Below are 20,726 nucleotides of genomic sequence, written 5' to 3' on the forward strand. Positions count from 1 at the left end.
CAGCCGAGATCGCTCCGGAACGCCTGAGAAACGAACGGTCGGCCCCGAGCAGGGCCCGAGCAGGGCCTGATGGAGGAGGAGGAAGAGGAGGAGGGATCAGGCGTCGGCGATCGACAGCAGCAGGTGCCCGCTCGAGACGGTCGCGCCGGCCTCGGCGTTCACCGCGCCGATCACGCCGTCCTTGTGGGCGACGATGGGCTGCTCCATCTTCATGGCCTCGAGCACGAGCACGAGGTCGCCCTTGACGACCTTGTCGCCCTCGGCGACCGCGACCTTCACGACGGTCGCCTGCATCGGGGCCTTCACGGCGTCGCCGGTGCCGGTGTCGACCGAGTGCGACCCGGTGCGGCGGCGCGGTGCGGCGCCCGCGGTGCGCGAGGCGGTGGAGGCGCCGCCCGCGAGCCGCTTCGGCAGGCTGACCTCGATGCGCCGGCCGGCGACCTCGACGACGACGTTCGTGCGGGCCGCGGGTCCGCTCGTCTCCTCGAGCTCGCCCGACCACGGCTCGAGCCGGTTGTCGTACTCGGTCTCGATCCAGCGGGTGTAGATCGAGAACGGCTCGTCGCCCTCTGGGGCGAACGCGGGGTTGTCGACGATGTCGCGGTGGAAGGGCAGCACGGTCGGGAGGCCGGCGACCTCGAACTCGTCGAGGGCGCGGCGGGCGCGCGAGAGCGCCTCCTCGCGGTCCTTGCCGGTGACGATGAGCTTCGCGAGCAGCGAGTCGAAGGCGCCCGAGATCTCGTCGCCGCTCGTCACGCCGGAGTCGACGCGGATGCCGGGACCGCCGGGGAAGCGGAGCTGGTGGATCGGGCCCGGCGCGGGCAGGAACCCGCGGCCCGGGTCCTCGCCGTTGATGCGGAACTCGATCGAGTGGCCGACGGTCTCGGGGTCGGGGTAGTCGAGCACGCCGCCCTCGGCGAGACGGAACTGCTCGCGGACGAGGTCGAGGCCGGTGACCTCCTCCGAGACGGGGTGCTCGACCTGGAGGCGCGTGTTGACCTCGAGGAACGAGACGGTGCCGTCCTGGCCGATGAGGAACTCGCAGGTGCCGGCGCCGACGTAGCCGACCTCCTTGAGGATCGCCTTCGACGACTCGTACAGGGCCGCGCGCTGCGCCTCGCTGAGGAACGGCGCCGGTGCCTCCTCGACGAGCTTCTGGTGCCGGCGCTGCAGCGAGCAGTCGCGGGTCGAGACGACGACGACGTTGCCGTGCTGGTCGGCGAGGCACTGGGTCTCGACGTGGCGGGGCTTGTCGAGGTACTTCTCGACGAAGCACTCGCCGCGGCCGAAGGCGGCGACCGCCTCGCGGGTGGCCGAGTCGAAGAGCTCGGGCACCTCCTCGCGGGTGCGGGCGACCTTGAGGCCGCGGCCGCCGCCGCCGAAGGCGGCCTTGATCGCCACGGGCAGGCCGTGGACGTCGACGAAGTCGAGCACCTCCGAGGCATCCGCGACGGGGTTGAGGGTGCCGGGCGCGAGCGGTGCGCCGACCTTCTCGGCCACGTGGCGCGCGGAGACCTTGTCGCCGAGCCGCTCGATCGCCTCGGGCGAGGGGCCGATCCAGACGAGGCCGGCGTCGATGACGGCGCGGGCGAAGTCGGGGTTCTCGGCGAGGAAGCCGTAGCCGGGGTGCACGGCGTCGGCACCCGAGCGGCGGGCCACCGAGAGGATCTTGTCGATGACGAGGTAGGTCTCGGCGCTCGTGGTGCCGTCGAGGGCGTACGCCTCGTCGGCGAGCCTCGTGTGGCGGGCATCGCGGTCCTGGTCGGCGTAGACGGCCACCGAGCCGATGCCGGCGTCGCGGGCGGCGCGGATCACGCGGACGGCGATCTCTCCACGGTTGGCGATGAGGACCTTGGTGATACGCGGCATAGTTCCCAAGCCTATTGCGCGAGGCCGTCCTGACTTTGGGTGATCTCCACAAAATGAATGGATGTCTCTTGCGGCAGACGACAATCGCCGGGTCACCCCGCGGCGGCGCCGCGGTTCCAGAGCGAGGTCCACTCGACGCCGAGCTCGCGGACGAGGTCGCGCAGCGTCGAGAGCGACAGCCCGACGACCGTCGACGGGTCGCCCTCGACGCGGCGGATGAACGGCCCGCCGAGGCTGTCGACGGTGAACGCGCCGGCGACGAGCAGCGGTTCGCCGGTCGCGATGTAGGCGTCGATCTCGGCCTCGTCGAGCGCGGCGAAGCGCACCGTCGCCATGTCGGCGCGGCCGACCGCGGCGCGGACCTCGCCGCCGCGGTGGTCGATCAGCCAGTGCCCCGACCAGAGGTCTCCGTGGCCGCCGTTCTGCGCGAGCCACCGCGTCTTCGCGACGTCGGGGGTGTGCGGCTTGCCGTGGATCGCGCCGCCCGTGAGGAACGCCGAGTCGCCGCCGAGGATGAGCCCGTCGATCGGCTCCCCGCCCGGGTGCGCGCCGACGAGCGCCTCGGCCTTCGCCCTGGCGAGGAGCTGGACCATCTCACGGGCCCCGAGCGGGCCCGACACGGCCTCGTGCGCCGCGACGGCGGCCGCCTCGTCGACGCCGGGAGGGACGGCGATCGGTTCGATGCCGGCCGCTCGCAGGGTCTGGAGCCGTGCCGGGGAGGTCGAGGCGAGGTAGAGGCGCATCCCCCCATCCTGCCCGCACCCGGCGGGGCTGTGGAATGCTCGAGGCATGGTGAATCCCGATCGTCGACGCCGCAGCAGCGCGCGCCGTTCCTCGCGCGCGCAGGGCGCCGCACCCCGCCCGGCGCGTCCGGCTCCCGCCGAGCCGCGGCTCGACGGCCCAGTGCTCGAGCTCGAGGTCGAACGGATCGCCCACGGCGGCGTCGCCGTCGCGCGCCACGAGGGGCGGGTCGTCTTCGTCGCGGACGCCATCCCGGGCGAGCGCGTGCGCGCCCGCGTCACCGACACCGGCAAGGCGAAGTTCTGGCGCGCCGAGACGCTCGAGGTGCTCGACGCCTCGCCCGACCGCCGCGAGCACCCCTGGGCCGAGGCACGGGTCGACCGTGCCCCCGAGCATCGTGCCGGCGGCGCCGAGTTCGGCCACATCGCCATGTCGCGCCAGCGCGCACTCAAGTCCGAGGTGCTCGTCGACGCGCTCGCCCGCTTCGGCGGCGTCGAGCGGGCCGTCGAGGTCGAGGCCGTCGACCCCGCGCTCGCGCCGGGGGCCGACGTCGAGCTCGGCACGGGGTGGCGCACGCGGCTGCGCCTGCAGGTCGACGCCGAGGGGCGCGTCGGTCCGTACGCGGCGCGCAGCCACCGGGTCGTGCCCGTGGCATCCGTGCCGCTCGCCGTGCCCGAGCTCGCCGCGCTCGCGCCGCTCGACGAGCGCTTCGCCGGAGCGCGGTCGGTCGACCTCGTGGCCCCGTCGCTCGGGAACCCCTGGGTCGTCGTCGACACCGGCGAGGCGACGCGCGGCGGCCGGCAGCGCATCGAGGAGCAGGTCGGCGACCGGGTCTTCCGGCTCGACCGCGGCGGCTTCTGGCAGGTGCACCGCGGCGCGGCCGCGACCCTGACCGCCGCCGTGCAGGATCTCGTCGACGACGGGCTCTTCGACCCGCGGGCCGCGAACCACGACCTCTACGGCGGCGTGGGCCTGCTCGCCGCCGCGATCGGCGATCGCTTCGGCGACACGGTGCGCATCACGTCCGTCGAGTCCGACGCGCGGGCGACCGAGCACGCCGGCACGAACCTCGCCGACTGGGTCGGCGCACGGGCCGTCACGGCCAGGGTCGATCGCTACCTCGACGAGCTCGCCGCCGCGGCGAGCCCGTCCGAGCGCGACCGCCTCCGCGCCGCGACCGTCGTGCTCGACCCTCCGCGCTCGGGCGCGGGCCGGCAGGTGGTCGAACGGCTCGCGGCCCTCGCCCCGCGACAGCTGGTGTACGTCGCATGCGACCCCGTCGCGCTCGCCCGCGACGTCGGGATCTTCGCGGAGCACGGTTATCGGCTCGACGCGATCCGCGCCTTCGACCTCTTCCCCAACACCCATCACGTCGAGGCGGTCGCGCGTCTGACCGCTATCGTGTGAATCGACGGGAAGGGGGGCCTGTGGCGGAGGACGCGCAGACGAAGCACGTGGCGACGGTCGCGATCGTCGACGACCACGAGGCGGTGCGCATCGGCCTGCGCGCCGCGTGCGAGGCGGCGGGCTACGAGGTGATGGCCGACACGGCCGACGTGGCCGAGCTGCTGCCCGTCATCGAAGCGCGGCACTGCGACGTCGTCGTGCTCGACCTCTCGCTCGGCGACGGCACCACGGTGACCGAGAACGTGCGGGCGGTGCTCGCGACCGGCAGCGCCGTCCTCGTGCACAGCATCGCCGACCGCGTCGCCGCGGTGCGCGAGTCGCTCGCGGCCGGTGCGGCGGGGGTCATCCCCAAGGCCTCGCCCATGTCGGCGGTGATCGGTGCGATCGCGACCGTCGCCGGGGGCGGGGTGCTCACGAACGTCGAATGGGCGAGCGCGATCGAGGCCGACCGCGAGTTCGCGAAGGCGCAGCTCGGGCGGCGCGAGCGCGACGTCCTCCACCTCTACGCCTCGGGGCTGCCGCTGAAGGCCGTCGCCATGCAGCTCGGCATCGCCCACTCCACGGCGCGCGAGTACCTCGACCGCATCCGGGCGAAGTACGTCGAGATCGGCCGCCCTGCGCCGACGAAGGTCGACCTGCTGCGACGCGCCGTCGAAGACGGCATCCTCCCGGGCCTCGACGCCGAGAGCGGAGATGGCCGCCGCTGAATGGCGGGTGCCCCGCCTCCCGCAGCGCAAGCCCGCGGTCACGCGCGCGCAGATCGAGACGATCATCGCGCGCGCCCTCGGGGTCGTCGGCCTCGTGTTCGGCGCGCAGTCGCTGCCGCTCGCGCTCGACCAGGCCGACGCCCTCGGAGTCGGTGCGGGCGCAGCGCTCATGGCGGGGCTGTTCGGCGGCATCGCCGCGCTCGCGGTCGCCACGGTCGCGAAGGTGGCGGTGCGGGCCGCCTGCCTCGTCTTCGCCGGGTTCTACGTCGCCGCGCTCGCCGCCTGGCCGCTGCTGGTCAGCGACCCGGCCGCGCTCGACGGCGCGGTGCCCTGGCTCTACTACCTGTGCACGGTCGCGACGACCTGCGCCGCCGTGGCGCTGCCGCCCGTCTGGGCCGCCGCCTACACCTTCATCGTCCCCGCCATGTACGGCGTCATCCGCTTCACTCCCGCCGGCGGCGAGGCGCCGCCGCTGCTCGCGGTGCTCGATGCGCTCTACGCCGTCGTGCTCGGCGTCGTCGTGCTCGCGATCATCACGATGCTGCGCGAGGCCGCGTCGGCGGTCGACGCCGCGCAGGAGGCCGCGCTCGAACGCTACGACCTCGTCGCCCGGCAGCACGCCACCGAGACCGAACGCGTCAAGGTCGACGCCCTTGTGCACGACAGCGTGCTGACGACCCTGCTCTCGGCGGCCTCTGCCACGAGCGAGGGCGAGCAGCAGCTCGCCGCCCGGATGGCGAGGGACGCGCTGCACCGGCTCGACGAGGCCGGGGCGAGCGGCCCGCGCGCCTTCGAGCGGGTCGGCCTCTCGGTGCTGGTGCGCCGGCTCCGCGCCGCGCTGACGACGTTCAACACGAACTTCGCGGTGCGGGTCGTGAACGCCGGCGGGGTCGAGCTGCCGGTCGAGGTCGTCGACGCGCTCTACACCGCGTCGGTGCAGGCGATGGTCAACAGCGTGCAGCACGCCGAGGAGCCGGGGCGTCGTGCACGCCGCGAGATCCGCATCAGGGGAGTGCGCGCCGGCGGCTGCGTCATCGAGGTCGCGGACAACGGGATCGGCTTCGAGCCCGACCGGGTCCCCAGCGAGCGGCTGGGCCTCCGCGTGTCGATCGAGGAGCGGATCGCCAACGTCGGCGGCAACTCCGAGATCGCCTCGCGGCCGGGACACGGCACGACCGTGACCCTGGCGTGGCCGGCAGGCGCGCTCGGCGGCGACGCGGTCGCGCCCGGCGGCGCGAGCGGCGCCGCGCCCGCGGCAGGAGGCGACGCATGATCACGATCCCACGGTGGCTGCTGCTCGTGCTCGGCGCCCTGTTCTCGGCGTACCACGTCGTCCTCGGCGTCTACTCGCTCGACGTTCCGGCGTCGCCGTGGCCCACCGTCGTCGCCCTCGTGCTGTACACCGCGGCGACGGTCGCGAGCCTCTGGCCCGCCCGCCGGGTGCGGATGCCCGACTGGCTCGCCGCATTCGACCTGGCCGTGAGCCTCGTCCTGCCCCTCCTCGTGACGAGCCAGCTCGACCCCGCGGCCGACAACGGCTATGCGACCTGGTACGTCGCCGCCGTCGGAACGCTCATGACGATCGCCGCGGCGCGCCGCCGGCTGATCACCGCGTGGGTCGGCGTGATCGCGCTCGCCGTGCAGACGGTGCTCTGGGCCGGACCGCTCGCGCTCGGGTCGCTCGGCGTCATCGGCAGCCTCGTCTGGGTCGCGATCGCGCACATGCTCACGAGCGCCCTCACGAACGCCGGTCGCGAGACGCGACGCTACGCCCAGGCCGAGCGCGAGGCCGCGGCATGGCAGGCGGCGCAGGACGCGCACCTCTTCGAGGGCCGGATGCGGCTCGCGCACACGAATCGCGTCGCCGCGCCGATGCTGCGCCGCATCGCCGACCGCGACGGCCGGCTCGACGAGCGGCAGCGCGCCGAGTGCCGGCTGCTCGAGGCGACGATCCGCGACGAGATCAGGGGCCGGATGCTCCTCACCGACGTCGTGCGCGCGGAGGTGCAGCGGGCCCGCCAGCGCGGCGTGATCGTCACGCTGCTCGACGAGGGCGGCATCGACGACCTCGACGAGGCCGCCCGCGACCGGGTGCTGTCGCAGCTCGCCGAGGCCATCGCGGCCTCGACCGCCGACCGGTTGATCGCGCGCACCGCGGCGGAGGGCTCGCCGACCGCCGTGACGGTGGTCGGGCTCGTCGCCGGGGCGAGCGACGACGACGGCGTCGCATCCGGCGACACCGAGGACCTCGAGGTCGAGCTGTGGCTGGAGATCCCGCGCGAACGCGGAGCCTGAGGCGCCGATCGGCATGCACGACTCGGTCTGGGGAACGCGCCCCGGCATGAGGAAGGGGGACCGATCCCCGATCGGTCCCCCTTCAAGCCCGAGTCATGACGACAACCCGAATATCGCCGTGACTCGCCCCCAACAGCCACCGGTTACCCGACCGATGACAGTGGCGACTCCTGTGGAGCCTGCAAGACCAATACTGCTCGTTTGAGCACGGTCCGCATAGTCAGCATTTCGGGGGACATCCGTGTCCCCCTCCGGTCCCCTCCCCACCGCACGCGGGCGCGACGGGGTACCCCGAAGCTGTTCGTTCTCAGCGAAACGGGGGACAGGTCGGGGCGGGGCTCAGCGGAGCGAGCCGACCCAGCGGCCGGGACCGACCTCGACGGGCGTGCGGATCGCGCCGCCGCTCCGCACCCAGGCGTTGCGGCCGGGCACGACCTCGTCGGCCTCGGGCACCTCGGCGTCGGCGGCGGCGAGGAGCACCGCGGTGACCGCGGCCGTCTCCTCGTCGCTCACGGAACGCGAGAGGATGCGCAGTTCGGCCGCGCGCGGGTCGCCCGCGGCCTCGGAGGCCGCGACGGCGGCTCGGGAATCGTCGTGTGCAGACATGGTCGCCGCCCTACAGCGGGATGTTCCCGTGCTTCTTCGCGGGCAGGCTCGCCCGCTTGGTGCGGAGCGCCCGCAGCGCCTTCACCACGGCCACGCGTGTGGCGGCGGGCTCGATGACGCCGTCGAGCTCGCCGCGCTCGGCGGCGAGGAACGGCGAGGCGACGTTGTACGTGTACTCGTTCGCGAGCTTCGTGCGCACGGCCGCGACGTCCTCGCCGGCCTCCTCGGCGCGCTTGATCTCGCCGCGGTAGAGGATGTTGACGGCGCCCTGGCCGCCCATGACCGCGATCTCGGCCGTCGGCCACGCGAGGTTGATGTCGGCGCCGAGCTGCTTCGAGCCCATGACGATGTAGGCGCCGCCGTACGCCTTGCGGGTGATGACGGTGACGAGCGGCACCGTGGCCTCGGCGTAGGCGTAGAGGAGCTTCGCACCGCGACGGATGACGCCGGTCCACTCCTGGTCGGTGCCGGGCAGGTAGCCGGGCACGTCGACGAGCGTGAGGATCGGGATGGAGAACGCGTCGCAGAAGCGCACGAACCGCGACGCCTTCTCGCCGGCGGCGATGTTCAGCGTGCCCGCCATCTGCGAGGGCTGGTTCGCGATGATGCCGACCGTGCGGCCCTCGACGCGGGCGAAGCCGACGACGATGTTCGGCGCGTAGAGCGGCTGCACCTCGAGGAAGTCGCCGTGGTCGACGATGCCCTCGATGACCGTGTGCATGTCGTACGGCTGGTTCGGGGAGTCGGGGATGACCGTGTTCAGGCGCTTGTCGTCGTCGGTGATCTCGAGCTCGACGTCGGCGTCGTAGACGGGGGCATCCGTCATGTTGTTGTCGGGGAGGAACGAGACGAGGGTGCGCGCGTAGTCGAGCGCATCCGACTCGTCGCTCGCGAGGTAGTGCGCGACGCCCGAGACGGTGTTGTGCGTGAGGGCGCCGCCGAGCTCCTCCATGCCGACGTCCTCGCCGGTGACCGTCTTGATGACGTCGGGACCGGTCACGAACATCTGGCTCGTCTTGTCGACCATGATCACGAAGTCGGTGAGGGCGGGGGAGTAGACCGCGCCACCCGCCGCGGGGCCGCAGATGATCGAGATCTGGGGGATGACACCCGAGGCCTGCGTGTTGCGGCGGAAGATCTCGCCGTACTTGCCGAGCGCGACGACGCCCTCCTGGATGCGGGCGCCGCCCGAGTCGAGGATGCCGATGATCGGCACGCCCGTCTTCAGCGCGAGCTCCATGACCTTGATGATCTTCTCGCCGGCGACCTCGCCGAGCGAGCCGCCGAAGATCGTGAAGTCCTGCGAGTACACGGCGACCTGCCGTCCGTGGATCGTGCCGGTGCCCGTGACGACGGCGTCGCCGTACGGACGCTTCGCATCCATGCCGAAGGCGTGCGTGCGGTGGCGCACGAACTCGTCGAGCTCGACGAACGAGCCCGGGTCGAGCAGTTCGGCGATGCGCTCGCGCGCGGTCATCTTGCCCTTGGCATGCTGCTTCTCGATCGCCGCCTCGCCCGATGCGGTCACCGCTTCGTGGTAGCGCAGCTTGAGGTCGGCCAGCTTGCCGGCGGTGGTGGAGAGGTCGGGGCCGTCAGTCGCTTCGGTCACGCCGTTCACTCTACCGGCGAGCCTCCGGCCGACTTCGTTGACGGTCTCCTACAAATCCGGCCATGAGTTGGACGACATCGTACAAAGCCGGGCGTGGCTAGTGTGGTCGGCATGGAATGGGAGCGATCGCGCGCGGCGGTGCCGCGCTTCGAGTTCCTCGCCGAGGCGGGGTCGACGAACGACGAGCTGCGCGAGGCGGCCACCGGCGCGGATGCCTCGGGCTGGCCGCACGGCGCGGTGATCGTGACGGACAACCAGACCAAGGGCCGGGGCCGGCTCGGCCGCACCTGGCTCGCACCCACCGGCAAGACCCTCGCGATCTCGATGCTGCTCCGGCCCGAGCTTCCGGGCGGGCGGGCGTTCCCGGTGTCGGGCTACGGGTGGATCCCGCTGATCGCGGGTGCGGCGATGACCGAGGCCGTGCGCGGCGCGGTCGACGCGGCCGCCGCCGTCCGCGCCGCGGCCGACCCCGAGCACGACGACGACGATCGCAGCGGCGTCGTCGACGTCGAGCTGAAGTGGCCGAACGACGTGCTCGTCTCGGGGTACAAGATCTGCGGCATCCTCTCGGAGCTGCTGCAGGCGCCGTCCGACGACGCCCCCGGCGCGGTCGTCGTGGGCGCCGGACTCAACCTCACCCTCGACGAGCACGACCTGCCGACGCTGACGTCGACGTCGCTGCTGCTCGCGACCGGGGTGCGCCCCGACGGCGACGCGGTGCTCGCGGACTACCTCACCCGGTTCCTGACCCTCTTCGGCGACTTCTGCGCCGCAGGCGCCGACCCCGTGGCATCCGGAGTCGACCGCCGTGTCGCCGCGCTCTGCGGCACCCTCGGCAGCGAGGTCAGGGTCGAGCTGCCGGGCGACCGCGAACTCCTCGGGCGCGCCGAGCGGCTCGACGCCGACGGCCGCCTGGTCGTGATCGATCGGGAGAACGGCGAACCCTGGTCTGTCGCCGCGGGGGACGTGACGCACCTGAGGTATTAATGGGCGTATGACGAGAGCCGACGGGTCTGCCGCCGCGCCCACCGCCCCGCCGGCCGAGCGCGTGGTCGCGCGGCTGCGACGGCACGCACGCATCCTGATCCTCCCCGTCGTCCTGCTCGTCGCGGTCGCCGGGGGCACCGGCTACGCCGTGGGTCTCGTGAGCGAGTCGTGGCAACTGCTCGCGCTCCTCGGGGGCGCGGTCCTCGTCATCCTCCTCGGCTGCCTCCTGCCCTACCTGTCGTGGCTCACCGGGCGCACGACGATCACCACGCGGCGCATCATCATGCGCAGCGGCGTGTTCGTGCGCGTGCGCAACGAGGTCGCGCACGCGCGGGTGCGCGAGGTGAGCATCCGGAAGACCCCGGGCCAGAGCCTCTTCGGCTCCGGCGACGTGCGCATCGACGTGGGGCAGGAACGCCCGGTCGTCCTCCGCGACCTGCCCAAGCCCCACCTCGTGCAGGCGGCGCTCCACGAACTCATGGAGGCCGGACGAGGCCCCGCGATGCGGGGCCCGGTCGCAGCGACGATGCCCGACGGCGACACGGTCGCGTGGGGCGGGCGCTGACCGAAGCGGACGTCGTGCCCGGCCCGGCCGCGGAACGCCGCCGGAGCGCGTAAAGTTGTCCGTCGGTTCTCGCACGCCCCCGAGTGCGAGCCGCGCGACGAGAGGGACCCTTTGGGCGACGAATGCATCCACGGTTTCGATGACGGGCTCTGCGCCACGTGCTTCCCCCCGAAGGAGCCCGAGCAGAAGCCCTCGGTGACCGCACCGGTCCGCGGCTCCACCCGCGGCAGCGCCCGCACGGCGACCGCGTCCGCCCGCACCGCCTCTTCGGGTGCCGGCCGCGCAGCGCCGACGCTCTCCGGGCGCCCGCTGACCGCCCCTCCCGTCGAGGTCGGCAGCATCCGCATCTACCACGTCACCCACCTCGACAACCTCGGCCGCATCCTCGGCGCAGGGGCGATCGTCTCCGACGCGGGCGGCGCGAACCCCGTCGTCGACGTCGCGGCGCCCGCGGTGCGCGAGTTCCGCCGGCAGCAGACCGTGCCCGGCATCGACGCGACGCTCGCCGACTACGTGCCCTTCCTGCTCACGCCCGACGCGCTCGTCTGGGACGCCGTCCGCACCGCGAGCCCCGACCCGCGCCTCCGCGACGAGGCCGTACTCCGCCCCGCGGCCGACCACGTGATCCTCGTCGGCTCGGTGGCCGCGGCGCGCGGCGCCCTCACCGAGCCGGGCTCCGTCATCGTGAGCGACACCGACGCCGCCCTGCCGGGCGCGGAGCTCGCGGTGGAATGGGCCGACGTCGAGCGGCTCCTGCGCCGGCTCGTGCACGCCGACGAGACGACGCGCCTGCGCACGGCCGAGTTCCTCGCCCGCGGCGAGGTCCCCCTCGAGCGCATCGCGCTCATCGCCGTCGGCAACGACAAGGTGCGCGACCGGGTGCGCGCCGCGCTCGCCGCGGTCGGCGTGCGGGCCAAGGTCGCGGTCTACCCGCCGTGGTTCCAGCCGGCCGAGATCGAGATCGACGAGGGCTGACCCGCAGCCGGGTCTGCGTCGGTGGTTCCAGGCGGTGCGGTCCGGGATCGAGATCGACGAGGGCTGACCCGCAGCCGGGTCTGCGTCGGTGGTTCCAGGCGGTGCGGTCCGGGATCGAGATCGACGAGGGCTGACCCGCAGCCGGGTCTGCGTCGGTGGTTCCAGGCGGTGCGGTCCGGGATCGAGATCGACGAGGAGACCCGCTACTCGCCCGCTCGGGGCGAGGCGGGTCCGCTCGAGCGGGCGAGCGCGTCCGCCGCGTCTGCGGATGCCTCGGCGCCGGCCTCGACCGGGCCCGGCTGCGCCGGGGCATCCGGCTCCTCGAAGAGGGTGCGCTGGGCCTCCTCCACGCGGGCGAGGGTCGACAGGCCGTCGGCGCGGTGGTGCCCGAACACCCAGTACCGGTACAGCAGGAACCGGAACGCCGTGCCCAGCCCGAGGCCCACGACGTTCGTGGCGATGTTGTCGGCGAGCAGGGTCGTGTAGCCGAGCAGGTGGTGGCTGACCCACAGGCAGAGCAGTGAGATCGCCATGCCCCCGAGCGAGACGATCACGTACTCGGCGAACTCGCGCAGGTAGTTGCGGCGCCGGTGCGTGCGGAAGGTCCAGTACCGGTTGCCGAGCCAGTTGAAGACGATCGCGACGCTCGTGGAGATCGTCTTCGCGCCGATCGCGGACTGGGCCCAGGTGTCGTCGCCCGCGAGCCCGAGCCTGAGGGCGTTGAAGAGCGTCACGTCGATGACGAGGCCGATGAGGCCCACGACGCCGAACTTCACCGCATAGGCGAGCAGCCCGTGCCACAGGCGGGTGGCGACCTCGGCGATGCTGGTGGACACCGACACATCCTATTCCCCGACGCCTAGACTGGACTGGGCGCCGTCGGGGCGCACGACGACGGCGAATGGAGTGCACGGGGTGCGGGTCGGAGTGATCGGCGGCGGACAGCTGGCCCGGATGATGGTTCCCGCGGCGATCGAGCTCGGGGTCGACCTCCGGGTGCTCGCCGAGCAGGAGGGGATGGCGGCCGAGATCGCCGCGGATCGCGTGGGCGACTACACCGACACGGCGACCGTGCTCGAGTTCGCGAAGACCGTCGACGTCGTGACCTTCGACCACGAGCACGTCCCGCAAGACGTGCTGCGTGCGATGGTCGACGCCGGCATCGCGGTGCACCCCGGGCCCGACGCGCTCGCCGTCGCCCAGGACAAGCTCGTCATGCGCGAGCGGCTCTCCGAGCTCGGCCTGCCCGTGCCCGACTGGGCGCGCGTCGAGACCGCGGCAGAACTCGACGAGTTCATCGCGGAGCACGGCGGCGCCGCGGTCGTGAAGACCCCGCGCGGGGGGTACGACGGCAAGGGCGTCCGCGTGGTGCGGAGCGCCGCCGAGGTCGCCGAGTGGTTCGCGACGATCGTCGAGGACGGCCGTCAGGGCGCGCTCCTCGTCGAGGAGCTCGTCGAGTTCCGCCGCGAGCTCGCCCAGATGGTCGCGCGCCGGCCGAGCGGCGAGATCGCCGCCTGGCCCGTCGTCGAGACCGTGCAGGTCGGCGGCGTCTGCAGCGAGGTCATCGCGCCCGCGCCCCGTTCCGCCGGCCGCGTCGCCGACGTCGCCGCCGACATCGCCGTCACGATCGCCGAGGGGCTCGGCGTCACCGGTGCGCTCGCGGTCGAGCTGTTCGAGACCACCGACGACCGCCTTCTCGTCAACGAGCTCGCGATGCGCCCGCACAACAGCGGGCACTGGTCGATGGACGGCTCGACGACCGGGCAGTTCGAGCAGCACCTCCGGGCCGTGCTCGACCTGCCGCTCGGCGGCACCGGCACGCGCGGCGACTGGTCGGTCATGGTCAACGTGCTCGGCGGCCCCGCCGAGGGTGCGCTGACCGACCGCTACGCCGAGGCGCTCGCCGGCCACCCCACGGTCAAGGTGCACAACTACGGCAAGGCGCCCCGCCCGGGGCGCAAGATCGGGCACGTCACGGCGACCGGCGACGACCTCGACGCGGTCGTCTACGAGGCCCGCGCCGCGGCGGCGTTCTTCCAGGACTGACGCCGCCGTCGCTCGCCGGCCGGCGGTGGGCCGTCGGTGTCGTTGCGGTCATCTCCCAGCGCGCGGCCGTACACTCGATCAAGTGACTGAGACGAACACCAGCCCCCTCGTCGGCGTCGTGATGGGTTCCGACTCCGACTGGAACGTCATGAGCGAGGCCTCCGCCGTGCTCGACGAGTTCGGCATCGCCCACGAGGTCGAGGTCGTCTCGGCGCATCGCACGCCCGAGAAGATGATCGCCTACGGCAAGGAGGCTGCGGCCCGCGGACTCAAGGTGATCATCGCCGGCGCCGGCGGTGCAGCGCACCTGCCCGGCATGCTCGCCTCCGTCACGACGCTGCCCGTCATCGGCGTGCCCGTGCCGCTCGCCAAGCTCGACGGCCTCGACTCGCTCCTGTCGATCGTGCAGATGCCCGGCGGCATCCCCGTCGCGACGATGGCGATCGGCGGCGCGAAGAACGCCGGACTCTACGCCGCACGCGTGCTCGGGGCATCCGACCCCGCGATCGCCGCCGCGCTGGACCGCTACGCACGCGACCTCGCCGCCCTCGTCGAGGAGAAGAACGAGCGGTTGAAGCAGTCGCGATGAGCCTCGCAGCAAGCCCCATCCGGTACCCGGATGTCGCCTCGCGCACGGTGATGACCCGCCGCGGCTGGTGGCTCGTCGCGCTCAACTTCCTCATCCCCGGGGCCCCGCAGGTGCTCGCGGGCAACCGGCGCCTCGGGCGCTTCGGCCTCGGCGCCACGCTCGTGCTCTGGGCGCTCGCCCTGCTCACCCTGCTCGCCTGGTTCTTCTGGCGCACCGCGCTGTTCACGATCGCCTCGACGCCGTGGACCCTGTGGCTCGTCGCGCTCGTGCTCGCCTTCTACGCGGTGCTGTGGGTGGTGCTCACGCTCGACACGCTGCGGCTCGTGCGCATCGTGAAGACCGCGCCCTCGGCGCGCGGCTGGATCGCGGGCCTCACGACCGTCGTCATGGTGCTCGTCTCGGGCACCGCCGCCTACGGCGCGTACCTCGCGACCACGACCGGCGGGGTGATCTCCTCCATGTTCGTCGCCGGACCGAGCCTGCCGCCCGACGAGAACGGGCGCTACAACATCCTGCTGCTCGGCGGCGACTCCGGCCCCGACCGCGAGGGCATGCGGCCCGACAGCATGTCGATCGTCTCGATCGACGCGGAGACCGGTTCGGCCGTCACGATCGGCCTGCCGCGCGACCTCGAGTACTTCCCGTTCTCGGAGGGTTCGCCCCTCGCCGAGGTCTACCCCGAGGGCTACGGCGCCATCGACGGCTGCGAGGTCGACGTGTGCCAGCTGAACTCCGTGTACACGGAGGTCGAGCTGAAGAGCCCCGAGATGTACCCGAACGCGGTCGCCCAGGGCTCGGAGCCCGGCATCGAGGGCATGCGCGACGCCGCCGAGGGCATCACCGGCCTCGACATCCAGTACTACGCCCTCATCGACATGCAGGGCTTCGAGGCCCTCATCAACGCGCTCGGCGGGGTCGACATCAACGTCGAGACGCGCATCCCGATCGGCGGCGACGAGGACAACGAGGGCGTGGACGGCTGGATCGAGCCCGGCCAGCAGCACCTCGACGGCTATCACGCGCTCTGGTACGGCCGTGCGCGGTACGGCGTCGCCGGCGGCGACTACGAGCGGATGGCCCGCCAGCGCGTCCTGCAGGAGGCCATCCTGCGGCAGTTCACGCCCGCGAACGTGCTCGCGAAGTTCCAGGAGGTCGCGGCGGCCGGCGCCGACACCGTGAAGACGGACATGCCGCAGTCGAGCCTCGGCTACTTCGTGAACCTCGCCATGAAGACGAAGGAACTGCCGATGCAGCACGTCGAGCTCACGCCCGACAACGGCATCGACCCGACCGATCCCGACTACGAGTACATCCGGCAGCTCGTCGCGGACGCGATCGCGCCCCCGGCGACGGAGGAGCCGGCCGAGTAGCCCGGACGCCCCAGGACGCGGTGGCGCGCCGGCCGACGGGCCTGCGCCCGCGTGGCTCGCAGCTCGGCCGGCACGGCGCAGCGGGCTCAGCGTTCGACGCGCGCAGGCTGGACGCGCGCAGGCTGGACGCGCGCAGGCGCGGCGGCTTCAGAGGTCGGCGTGCAGCTGCCAGACCCGCTCGGCCGAGTCGCGCCAGGTGAAGGCCTGCGCGCGGTCGGTGCCGGCGATCGAGAGCCGGTCGGCGAGCTCGGCATCGTCGACGACCGCCGTGACGGCGGCCGCCAGGCGCTCGGCGTACCCCGCACCGCCCCCGACGACGACGGCGCGGCCGGCCTCGGCCGCGACCTCGACGTACGCGGGGGTGTCGGAGTGGATCACGGGGACGCCGAGGGCGAAGGCCTCGATGAGCGAGGTGCCCGATCCCTCGTCGTGGCTCGGAGCGACGTACGCGGTGGCGCCCGAGAGGACGGTCGCGAGGTCGGCCGGGTCGTCGAGCTCGAGCGCGCGGACCCGGCCGCGCGCGATCCCGGCCTCCTCGGCGACCGTCGCGAGATGCTGCTCGCCCCAGTTCTCGGGGCCGAGCACGATGAGCGGCACGTCGGGGGAGTCGGCGCGACCGAGCGCCTCGAGCAGGTCGACGACGCCGTTGCGGGGATCGAGCGACCCCGCGGTGACGAGGTAGTCGCCCGGAAGGGCGAATCGGGCCGCTCGATCGGCGGCGTCGCGCGGGAGCTTCAGGCCGAGCCTCGGCGCGGTGCCGATGACGCGCACCCGGTCGCCGAAGTCGGCGACGAGGGCGAGGCGCTCCGCGAGCGCGTGGGTCGGCACGACGATCGCGTCGGCGTGCTTGCGGGCGCGCTTCATCATCGCCTTGTTCCACGCCACCGTGGTCGGCGTGAGCGACTCGGGGTGGGTCCACGCGAGGAGATCGTGCACGGTGACGACCGTCTGGTCGTTGCCTGCGGCGGCGTGCCTGCGGAGCGGCGCGAAGAGGCTCGGCGCGTGGATCATGCCGCCGCCCGGCGAGGTCGTGAGGCCGAACTGCCACGCCGCGACGAGCTCGCGTCGGGCGAGGCTCGACTTGTAGAGCCCCGACAGGCCGGGGAAGCGCTCGAGCACCAGCTCGTAGTCGCTCGGCAGCGAGGAGGACACGACGCCCTCGACGTCGCACCCGCGCGGGGCGGTGTCGATGAGCGAGGTCGTGAGCGCCTGGGTGTAGCGGCCGAGCGCGCCGGGCACCGGTGCGATCACCTGGTCGACGATCATCCGAAGCGTCGTGGGCATGCCCCTCCTTCGAGTGTCGTACGGTCGAATCATCCAATCTATCGCCCGCTCGCCGAGAATCGGGCGTGAGGGGCCGCCTGTGGAAAGCTCGCAGCCGCGGACAGGGCAAGATAGTGGGGAGGCGTCCGAGAGTCCGGGCCGCCGTCCCCAGATCAGCGAGAGTCGATGAGTCCGTCACCTGTGCCACCGCGCGTCGTCGCCGTCGTCGTCGCCTACAACCGGGCCGAGCTGCTCGCCGAGGTGCTCGACGCGCTCGGCGCCCAGCGCGCCGCGCTCGCGAAGGTCGTCGTCGTCGACAACGCCTCGACGGATGCCTCGGCCGACGTCGCGCGTGCCGCAGGCGAGTTGATCGACCTCGTCACGCTGCCGCGCAACACCGGCGGAGCGGGCGGCTTCGCCGCGGGCATGGCGGTCGCCCTGTCCGACCACGAGCCCGACTGGCTCTGGCTCATGGACGACGACACCGTGCCGACCGAGGGGGCGCTCGCCGAGCTGCTCGGCGCCGTCGACGGCACCGAGCACGTCGTCGCGGGGTCGCGCGTCGTCTGGCACGACGGCACCGAGCACCCGATGAACACCCCGAGGGAGAAGCCCTTCGTGGGGAAGGCGGAGCGCGTCGCCGCGGCACGCCGCGGCGGCATCCCGATTCGCAGCACCTCGTTCGTCTCGATGCTCGTGCGCGCCGACGTGGTGCGGGAGATCGGCCTGCCGATCGCCGACTACTTCATCTGGAACGACGACTTCGAGTACTCGACGCGGGCGCTGCGCGGGCGGCGCGGCCTCCACGTGCCGGCCTCCGTCGTCGTGCACAAGACGAAGATGCTCGGCGCGACCGACGCCGATCCCGGTCCTCGCTTCTACTACGAGGTCCGCAACAAGCTGTGGATGTTCCGGCGCTCGCAGAGCCTCGGCCGGTTCGAGAAGGCGGTGTACGGGGCGTCGAGCGTGCGCCGCTGGATCCGCACCTTCGCGCGTTCGGCGGATCGCGCGGTGCTCCGCGACGGCTGGCGCCGCGGCTACCACGACGGCACCCGCACCCGGCCGCGGCCGAACGCGATGGCGCTGGCCGGCCTCGGCCGCGCGAGCGAGGCCGTGCAGCAGGTGGAGCCTGCATGAGCGCGGACTTCTCGCTGCTCATGCCGGTCTACCGCGGCGACCACGCCGCGCACTTCGCCAAGGCCTTCGCCTCGAGCGTCGGCGACCAGACGGTGAAGCCGTCGCAGGTCGTGCTCGTGCAGGACGGCCCGGTCGGCGACGAGCTCGCCGCCGCGATCGACCGCGTCGTCGAGTCGAGCCCCGTGCCCGTCACGCGTCACGTGATCGGCGAGAACGTCGGGCTCGCCCGTGCCCTCGACCTCGGCCTCACTCTCTGCGAGCACGAGATCGTCGCCCGCATCGACGCCGACGACATCTCGCTGCCCGAGCGGTTCGCGCGCCAGCTCCCCGTCGTCGAGGGCGGCGTCGACCTGCTCGGCACCGGCATGTTCGAGTTCCTCGACGACGGCGGCGCCATCGTCGGCCGGCGCACGCCGCGCACCGGGCACGAGGAGATCGCCCGCTACGCGCGCTTCCACGACCCGTTCAGCCACCCCACGGTCATGTATCGCCGCAGTGCCGTCGAACGCGCGGGCGGGTACCAGCCGCTCGGGCTGATGGAGGACTACTGGCTGTTCGCGAGGATGATCGACGCCGGGGCATCCGTCGAGAACCTCGCGGAGCCGCTCGTGATGTACCGCGTCGGCGCCGGCGCCTACGCCCGCCGCGGCGGGAAGGCGCAGTGGCGCAGCGAGCTGCAGCTGCAGCGCGCGCTGCGGAGGATCCGCTTCACCAGCCGCTGGGAGTACGTGCGCAACGTGACGGTGCGCGGGGTGTACCGCTTCGTGCCCGAGCGGGTGCGCAAGCTCGCGTACCGGCGGCTGATCGCGGGCACGCACCCGGACTGACCCCAGACGATCGGCTCGGCCGACGCGCGCGAGCACGCCGCATCACCGATTCCCGCTCTCGGGTCGATAACATGGGCGAAGCCGGAGTTCGGGGGGGCAGGCGGTTCTGATGTTGCTTAAGGGGCGGAAGCCGCGGATGCTCGCGGTACTCATGGCGTTTGTTCTCACCATCGGACTCGCGACGGCTGACGGCATTGTGAACGAGAAACCAGCCGTCGCCGCAGACGGCGCGGACTTCAACCCGGGCATGATCATCAGCGATGCGGTTTTCTACAACAGTGCAACGATGACCGTGGCGCAGATACAGTCGTTCCTCAATGCCAAGGTGCCGACATGCCGGACCGGGTACGTCTGCCTCAAGAACTTCCGACAGACCACGACCTCACAGCCGGCGCGGAGCGAGGGATGCGCTGCATACGCAGGACAGGCGAACGAGAGCGCCGCATTGATCATCTACAAGGTGTCGCGTGCATGCGGAATCAACCCGCAGAGCATGCTCGTCCTGCTCGAGAAGGAACAGGGCCTGGTATCCGATACGTGGCCGACTTCGCGGCAGTATCGCTCGGCGACAGGCTACGGGTGCCCCGACACGGCGGATTGCGACGTCAACTACTACGGCTTCTTCAATCAGGTTTACCACGCGGCATGGCAGTTCAAGAAGTACCGCGCGCGCCCGACGATCCGTGCTTACCAAGCGGGACGCTACAACACCATCCAGTGGCATCCGAACGCCGGTTGCGGCACTTCGCAGGTGTACATCCAGAATCAGGCGACCGCCGGCTTGTACCTCTACACGCCCTATCGTCCGAACGCGGCGGCCCTGCGGAACCTCTACGGCACCGGCGACGCGTGTTCGAGCTACGGGAACCGAAACTTCTGGCGGATGTTCACCGATTGGTTCGGGTCGACGGCGGTTCAGGTGCACCCAGCGCTGATGTCGGCGTGGCTGCAGCACGGCGGCGCCGACGGGCGCCTCGGACCGCCGATCGCCGCGGCTCAGTCTGTCAGCGGTGGGGGAATCCTTCAGAGATTCGAGCGCGGGCAGCTTGTCTACCGTGCAGATCTCGGCGCGTTCCGCACGGCTGCTTGGATCGCCACCTACTACTACTCGAACGGGGGCCCGGCGGGTCGACTGGGGTACCCGGTCTCGGACGTCGCCGGGGCGGATGCGATTGAACACACCCAGTTCTTTGAGTTCGGCTTCGTGAGTTGGAAGCCCGAGAGCGGAATCGCCGTTCGAGGCGGATATCGAGTCAGCGAACCGTACCTCGCCAACTGGAAGGCGTTGAAGCAGTCTCAAGGTGTGCTGGGGTATCCGATCGCTGGTGTGGTCGATGAGGGCTCGGGGTGGTCGTCTCAGCGGTTCGAGCGTGGCTACCTGTTGTACGACGGTGCTCGGAAGGTCATGTACTGGCTGCCGTCGGCGGTTTGGGACTTCTGGAAGGCTCGTGGGGGGCTCGGTGGTGCGATCGGTGCACCGACGGCGTCGCCCACCGGTTCGGCCGATTCAGGTTGGACGCAGACCTTCGTCGGGGCTCGCCTGACGCAGGCGTCGACAGGCACCGTGACGATGGTGGGTGGCATTGCGGTGGCTGGTGTCTTCCGCACCAATTGGTCCGCGTTGCGAGGCGGAAGCGGTGTGCTGGGGTATCCGATCGCTGGTGTGGTCGATGAGGGCTCGGGGTGGTCGTCTCAGCGGTTCGAGCGTGGCTACCTGTTGTACGACGGTGCTC

At 72.2% G+C, this 20,726-nt stretch carries 19 protein-coding genes; 13 read left to right on the forward strand and 6 right to left on the reverse strand.

Annotated elements, in window-relative coordinates:
- Positions 1 to 96 precede the first annotated feature (96 nt).
- Positions 97 to 1,869: an acetyl/propionyl/methylcrotonyl-CoA carboxylase subunit alpha gene (locus ACFVTH_RS13530; RefSeq protein ID WP_387091711.1), complete on the reverse strand. Its 1,773-nt coding sequence runs from the start codon at positions 1,867 to 1,869 to the stop codon at positions 97 to 99.
- A gap of 92 nt (positions 1,870 to 1,961) precedes the next feature.
- Positions 1,962 to 2,612 (reverse strand): Maf family protein, encoded by a 651-nt coding sequence (locus ACFVTH_RS13535; RefSeq protein WP_387091713.1) that lies wholly within the window; start codon positions 2,610 to 2,612, stop codon positions 1,962 to 1,964.
- A 46-nt stretch (positions 2,613 to 2,658) separates the two neighbouring features.
- Here ACFVTH_RS13535 and ACFVTH_RS13540 point away from each other — a divergent pair, with 46 nt between their 5' ends.
- From ACFVTH_RS13540 to ACFVTH_RS13555, 4 genes are read left to right on the forward strand one after another with little or no spacing between them, the layout of a single operon-like run.
- Complete coding sequence (locus tag ACFVTH_RS13540) at positions 2,659 to 4,017, forward strand: class I SAM-dependent RNA methyltransferase (RefSeq protein WP_387091716.1); 1,359 nt, start codon at positions 2,659 to 2,661, stop codon at positions 4,015 to 4,017.
- A 47-nt stretch (positions 4,018 to 4,064) separates the two neighbouring features.
- Positions 4,065 to 4,724, forward strand: coding sequence for a response regulator (locus tag ACFVTH_RS13545; protein ID WP_386939294.1), 660 nt, complete (start codon positions 4,065 to 4,067; stop codon positions 4,722 to 4,724).
- Entirely contained in the window at positions 4,711 to 5,997 is a 1,287-nt protein-coding gene (locus ACFVTH_RS13550; protein ID WP_387091719.1) for a sensor histidine kinase, read from the forward strand. The genes ACFVTH_RS13545 and ACFVTH_RS13550 overlap by 14 nt, the downstream gene beginning before the upstream one ends.
- Complete coding sequence (locus tag ACFVTH_RS13555; protein ID WP_387091722.1) at positions 5,994 to 7,019, forward strand: hypothetical protein; 1,026 nt, start codon at positions 5,994 to 5,996, stop codon at positions 7,017 to 7,019. The genes ACFVTH_RS13550 and ACFVTH_RS13555 overlap by 4 nt, the downstream gene beginning before the upstream one ends.
- Before the next feature lie 339 nt (positions 7,020 to 7,358).
- On the opposite strand, the gene ACFVTH_RS13560 is transcribed toward ACFVTH_RS13555, so the two are convergent.
- Complete coding sequence (locus ACFVTH_RS13560; RefSeq protein WP_387091725.1) at positions 7,359 to 7,625, reverse strand: acyl-CoA carboxylase epsilon subunit; 267 nt, start codon at positions 7,623 to 7,625, stop codon at positions 7,359 to 7,361.
- A gap of 10 nt (positions 7,626 to 7,635) precedes the next feature.
- Positions 7,636 to 9,234, reverse strand: coding sequence for an acyl-CoA carboxylase subunit beta (locus ACFVTH_RS13565; protein WP_386937495.1), 1,599 nt, complete (start codon positions 9,232 to 9,234; stop codon positions 7,636 to 7,638).
- A gap of 111 nt (positions 9,235 to 9,345) precedes the next feature.
- On the opposite strand from ACFVTH_RS13565, the gene ACFVTH_RS13570 reads away from it, so the two are divergent.
- From ACFVTH_RS13570 to ACFVTH_RS13580, 3 genes are all read left to right on the forward strand, one after another.
- Positions 9,346 to 10,221, forward strand: coding sequence for a biotin--[acetyl-CoA-carboxylase] ligase (locus ACFVTH_RS13570; RefSeq protein WP_387091728.1), 876 nt, complete (start codon positions 9,346 to 9,348; stop codon positions 10,219 to 10,221).
- 7 nt (positions 10,222 to 10,228) lie between these two features.
- Entirely contained in the window at positions 10,229 to 10,786 is a 558-nt protein-coding gene (locus tag ACFVTH_RS13575) for a PH domain-containing protein (protein WP_387091731.1), read from the forward strand.
- A gap of 195 nt (positions 10,787 to 10,981) precedes the next feature.
- Positions 10,982 to 11,761 (forward strand): DarT ssDNA thymidine ADP-ribosyltransferase family protein, encoded by a 780-nt coding sequence (locus ACFVTH_RS13580; protein ID WP_387091734.1) that lies wholly within the window; start codon positions 10,982 to 10,984, stop codon positions 11,759 to 11,761.
- A gap of 203 nt (positions 11,762 to 11,964) precedes the next feature.
- Here the strand turns inward: ACFVTH_RS13580 and ACFVTH_RS13585 are convergent, their stop codons facing one another.
- A complete protein-coding gene (locus tag ACFVTH_RS13585) occupies positions 11,965 to 12,597 on the reverse strand; it encodes a GtrA family protein (protein ID WP_387091737.1) in 633 nt (210 codons plus the stop codon).
- Between the two features lie 91 nt (positions 12,598 to 12,688).
- On the opposite strand from ACFVTH_RS13585, the gene ACFVTH_RS13590 reads away from it, so the two are divergent.
- From ACFVTH_RS13590 to ACFVTH_RS13600, 3 genes are all read left to right on the forward strand, one after another.
- Entirely contained in the window at positions 12,689 to 13,807 is a 1,119-nt protein-coding gene (locus tag ACFVTH_RS13590) for a 5-(carboxyamino)imidazole ribonucleotide synthase (protein WP_387091881.1), read from the forward strand.
- A 121-nt stretch (positions 13,808 to 13,928) separates the two neighbouring features.
- Positions 13,929 to 14,396, forward strand: a complete 468-nt coding sequence (gene purE / locus ACFVTH_RS13595; protein ID WP_387091884.1) for a 5-(carboxyamino)imidazole ribonucleotide mutase — start codon at positions 13,929 to 13,931, stop codon at positions 14,394 to 14,396.
- On the forward strand, positions 14,393 to 15,766 hold the full coding sequence (locus ACFVTH_RS13600) for an LCP family protein (protein ID WP_387091740.1): 1,374 nt from the start codon (positions 14,393 to 14,395) through the stop codon (positions 15,764 to 15,766). Before purE ends, ACFVTH_RS13600 begins: the two co-directional genes overlap by 4 nt.
- Before the next feature lie 147 nt (positions 15,767 to 15,913).
- Here ACFVTH_RS13600 and ACFVTH_RS13605 read toward each other — a convergent pair whose 3' ends face one another.
- The gene (locus ACFVTH_RS13605) at positions 15,914 to 17,050 is read right to left on the reverse strand and encodes a glycosyltransferase family 4 protein (protein ID WP_387091743.1); all 1,137 of its coding nucleotides are present in this window, start codon (positions 17,048 to 17,050) and stop codon (positions 15,914 to 15,916) included.
- Positions 17,051 to 17,215: 165 nt separating this feature from the next.
- Here ACFVTH_RS13605 and ACFVTH_RS13610 point away from each other — a divergent pair, with 165 nt between their 5' ends.
- The 3 genes from ACFVTH_RS13610 to ACFVTH_RS13620 all read left to right on the forward strand — a co-directional run.
- A complete protein-coding gene (locus ACFVTH_RS13610) occupies positions 17,216 to 18,166 on the forward strand; it encodes a glycosyltransferase (protein ID WP_387091746.1) in 951 nt (316 codons plus the stop codon).
- Positions 18,163 to 18,993 (forward strand): glycosyltransferase, encoded by an 831-nt coding sequence (locus tag ACFVTH_RS13615; protein WP_387091749.1) that lies wholly within the window; start codon positions 18,163 to 18,165, stop codon positions 18,991 to 18,993. Before ACFVTH_RS13610 ends, ACFVTH_RS13615 begins: the two co-directional genes overlap by 4 nt.
- Before the next feature lie 136 nt (positions 18,994 to 19,129).
- A partial coding sequence (locus ACFVTH_RS13620; RefSeq protein ID WP_387091752.1) for an LGFP repeat-containing protein occupies positions 19,130 to 20,726 on the forward strand: 1,597 nt, incomplete at its 3' end.

It is taken from the genome of Agromyces sp. NPDC058104 (assembly GCF_042884835.1).
In the GTDB taxonomy this organism is placed as follows: domain Bacteria; phylum Actinomycetota; class Actinomycetes; order Actinomycetales; family Microbacteriaceae; genus Agromyces.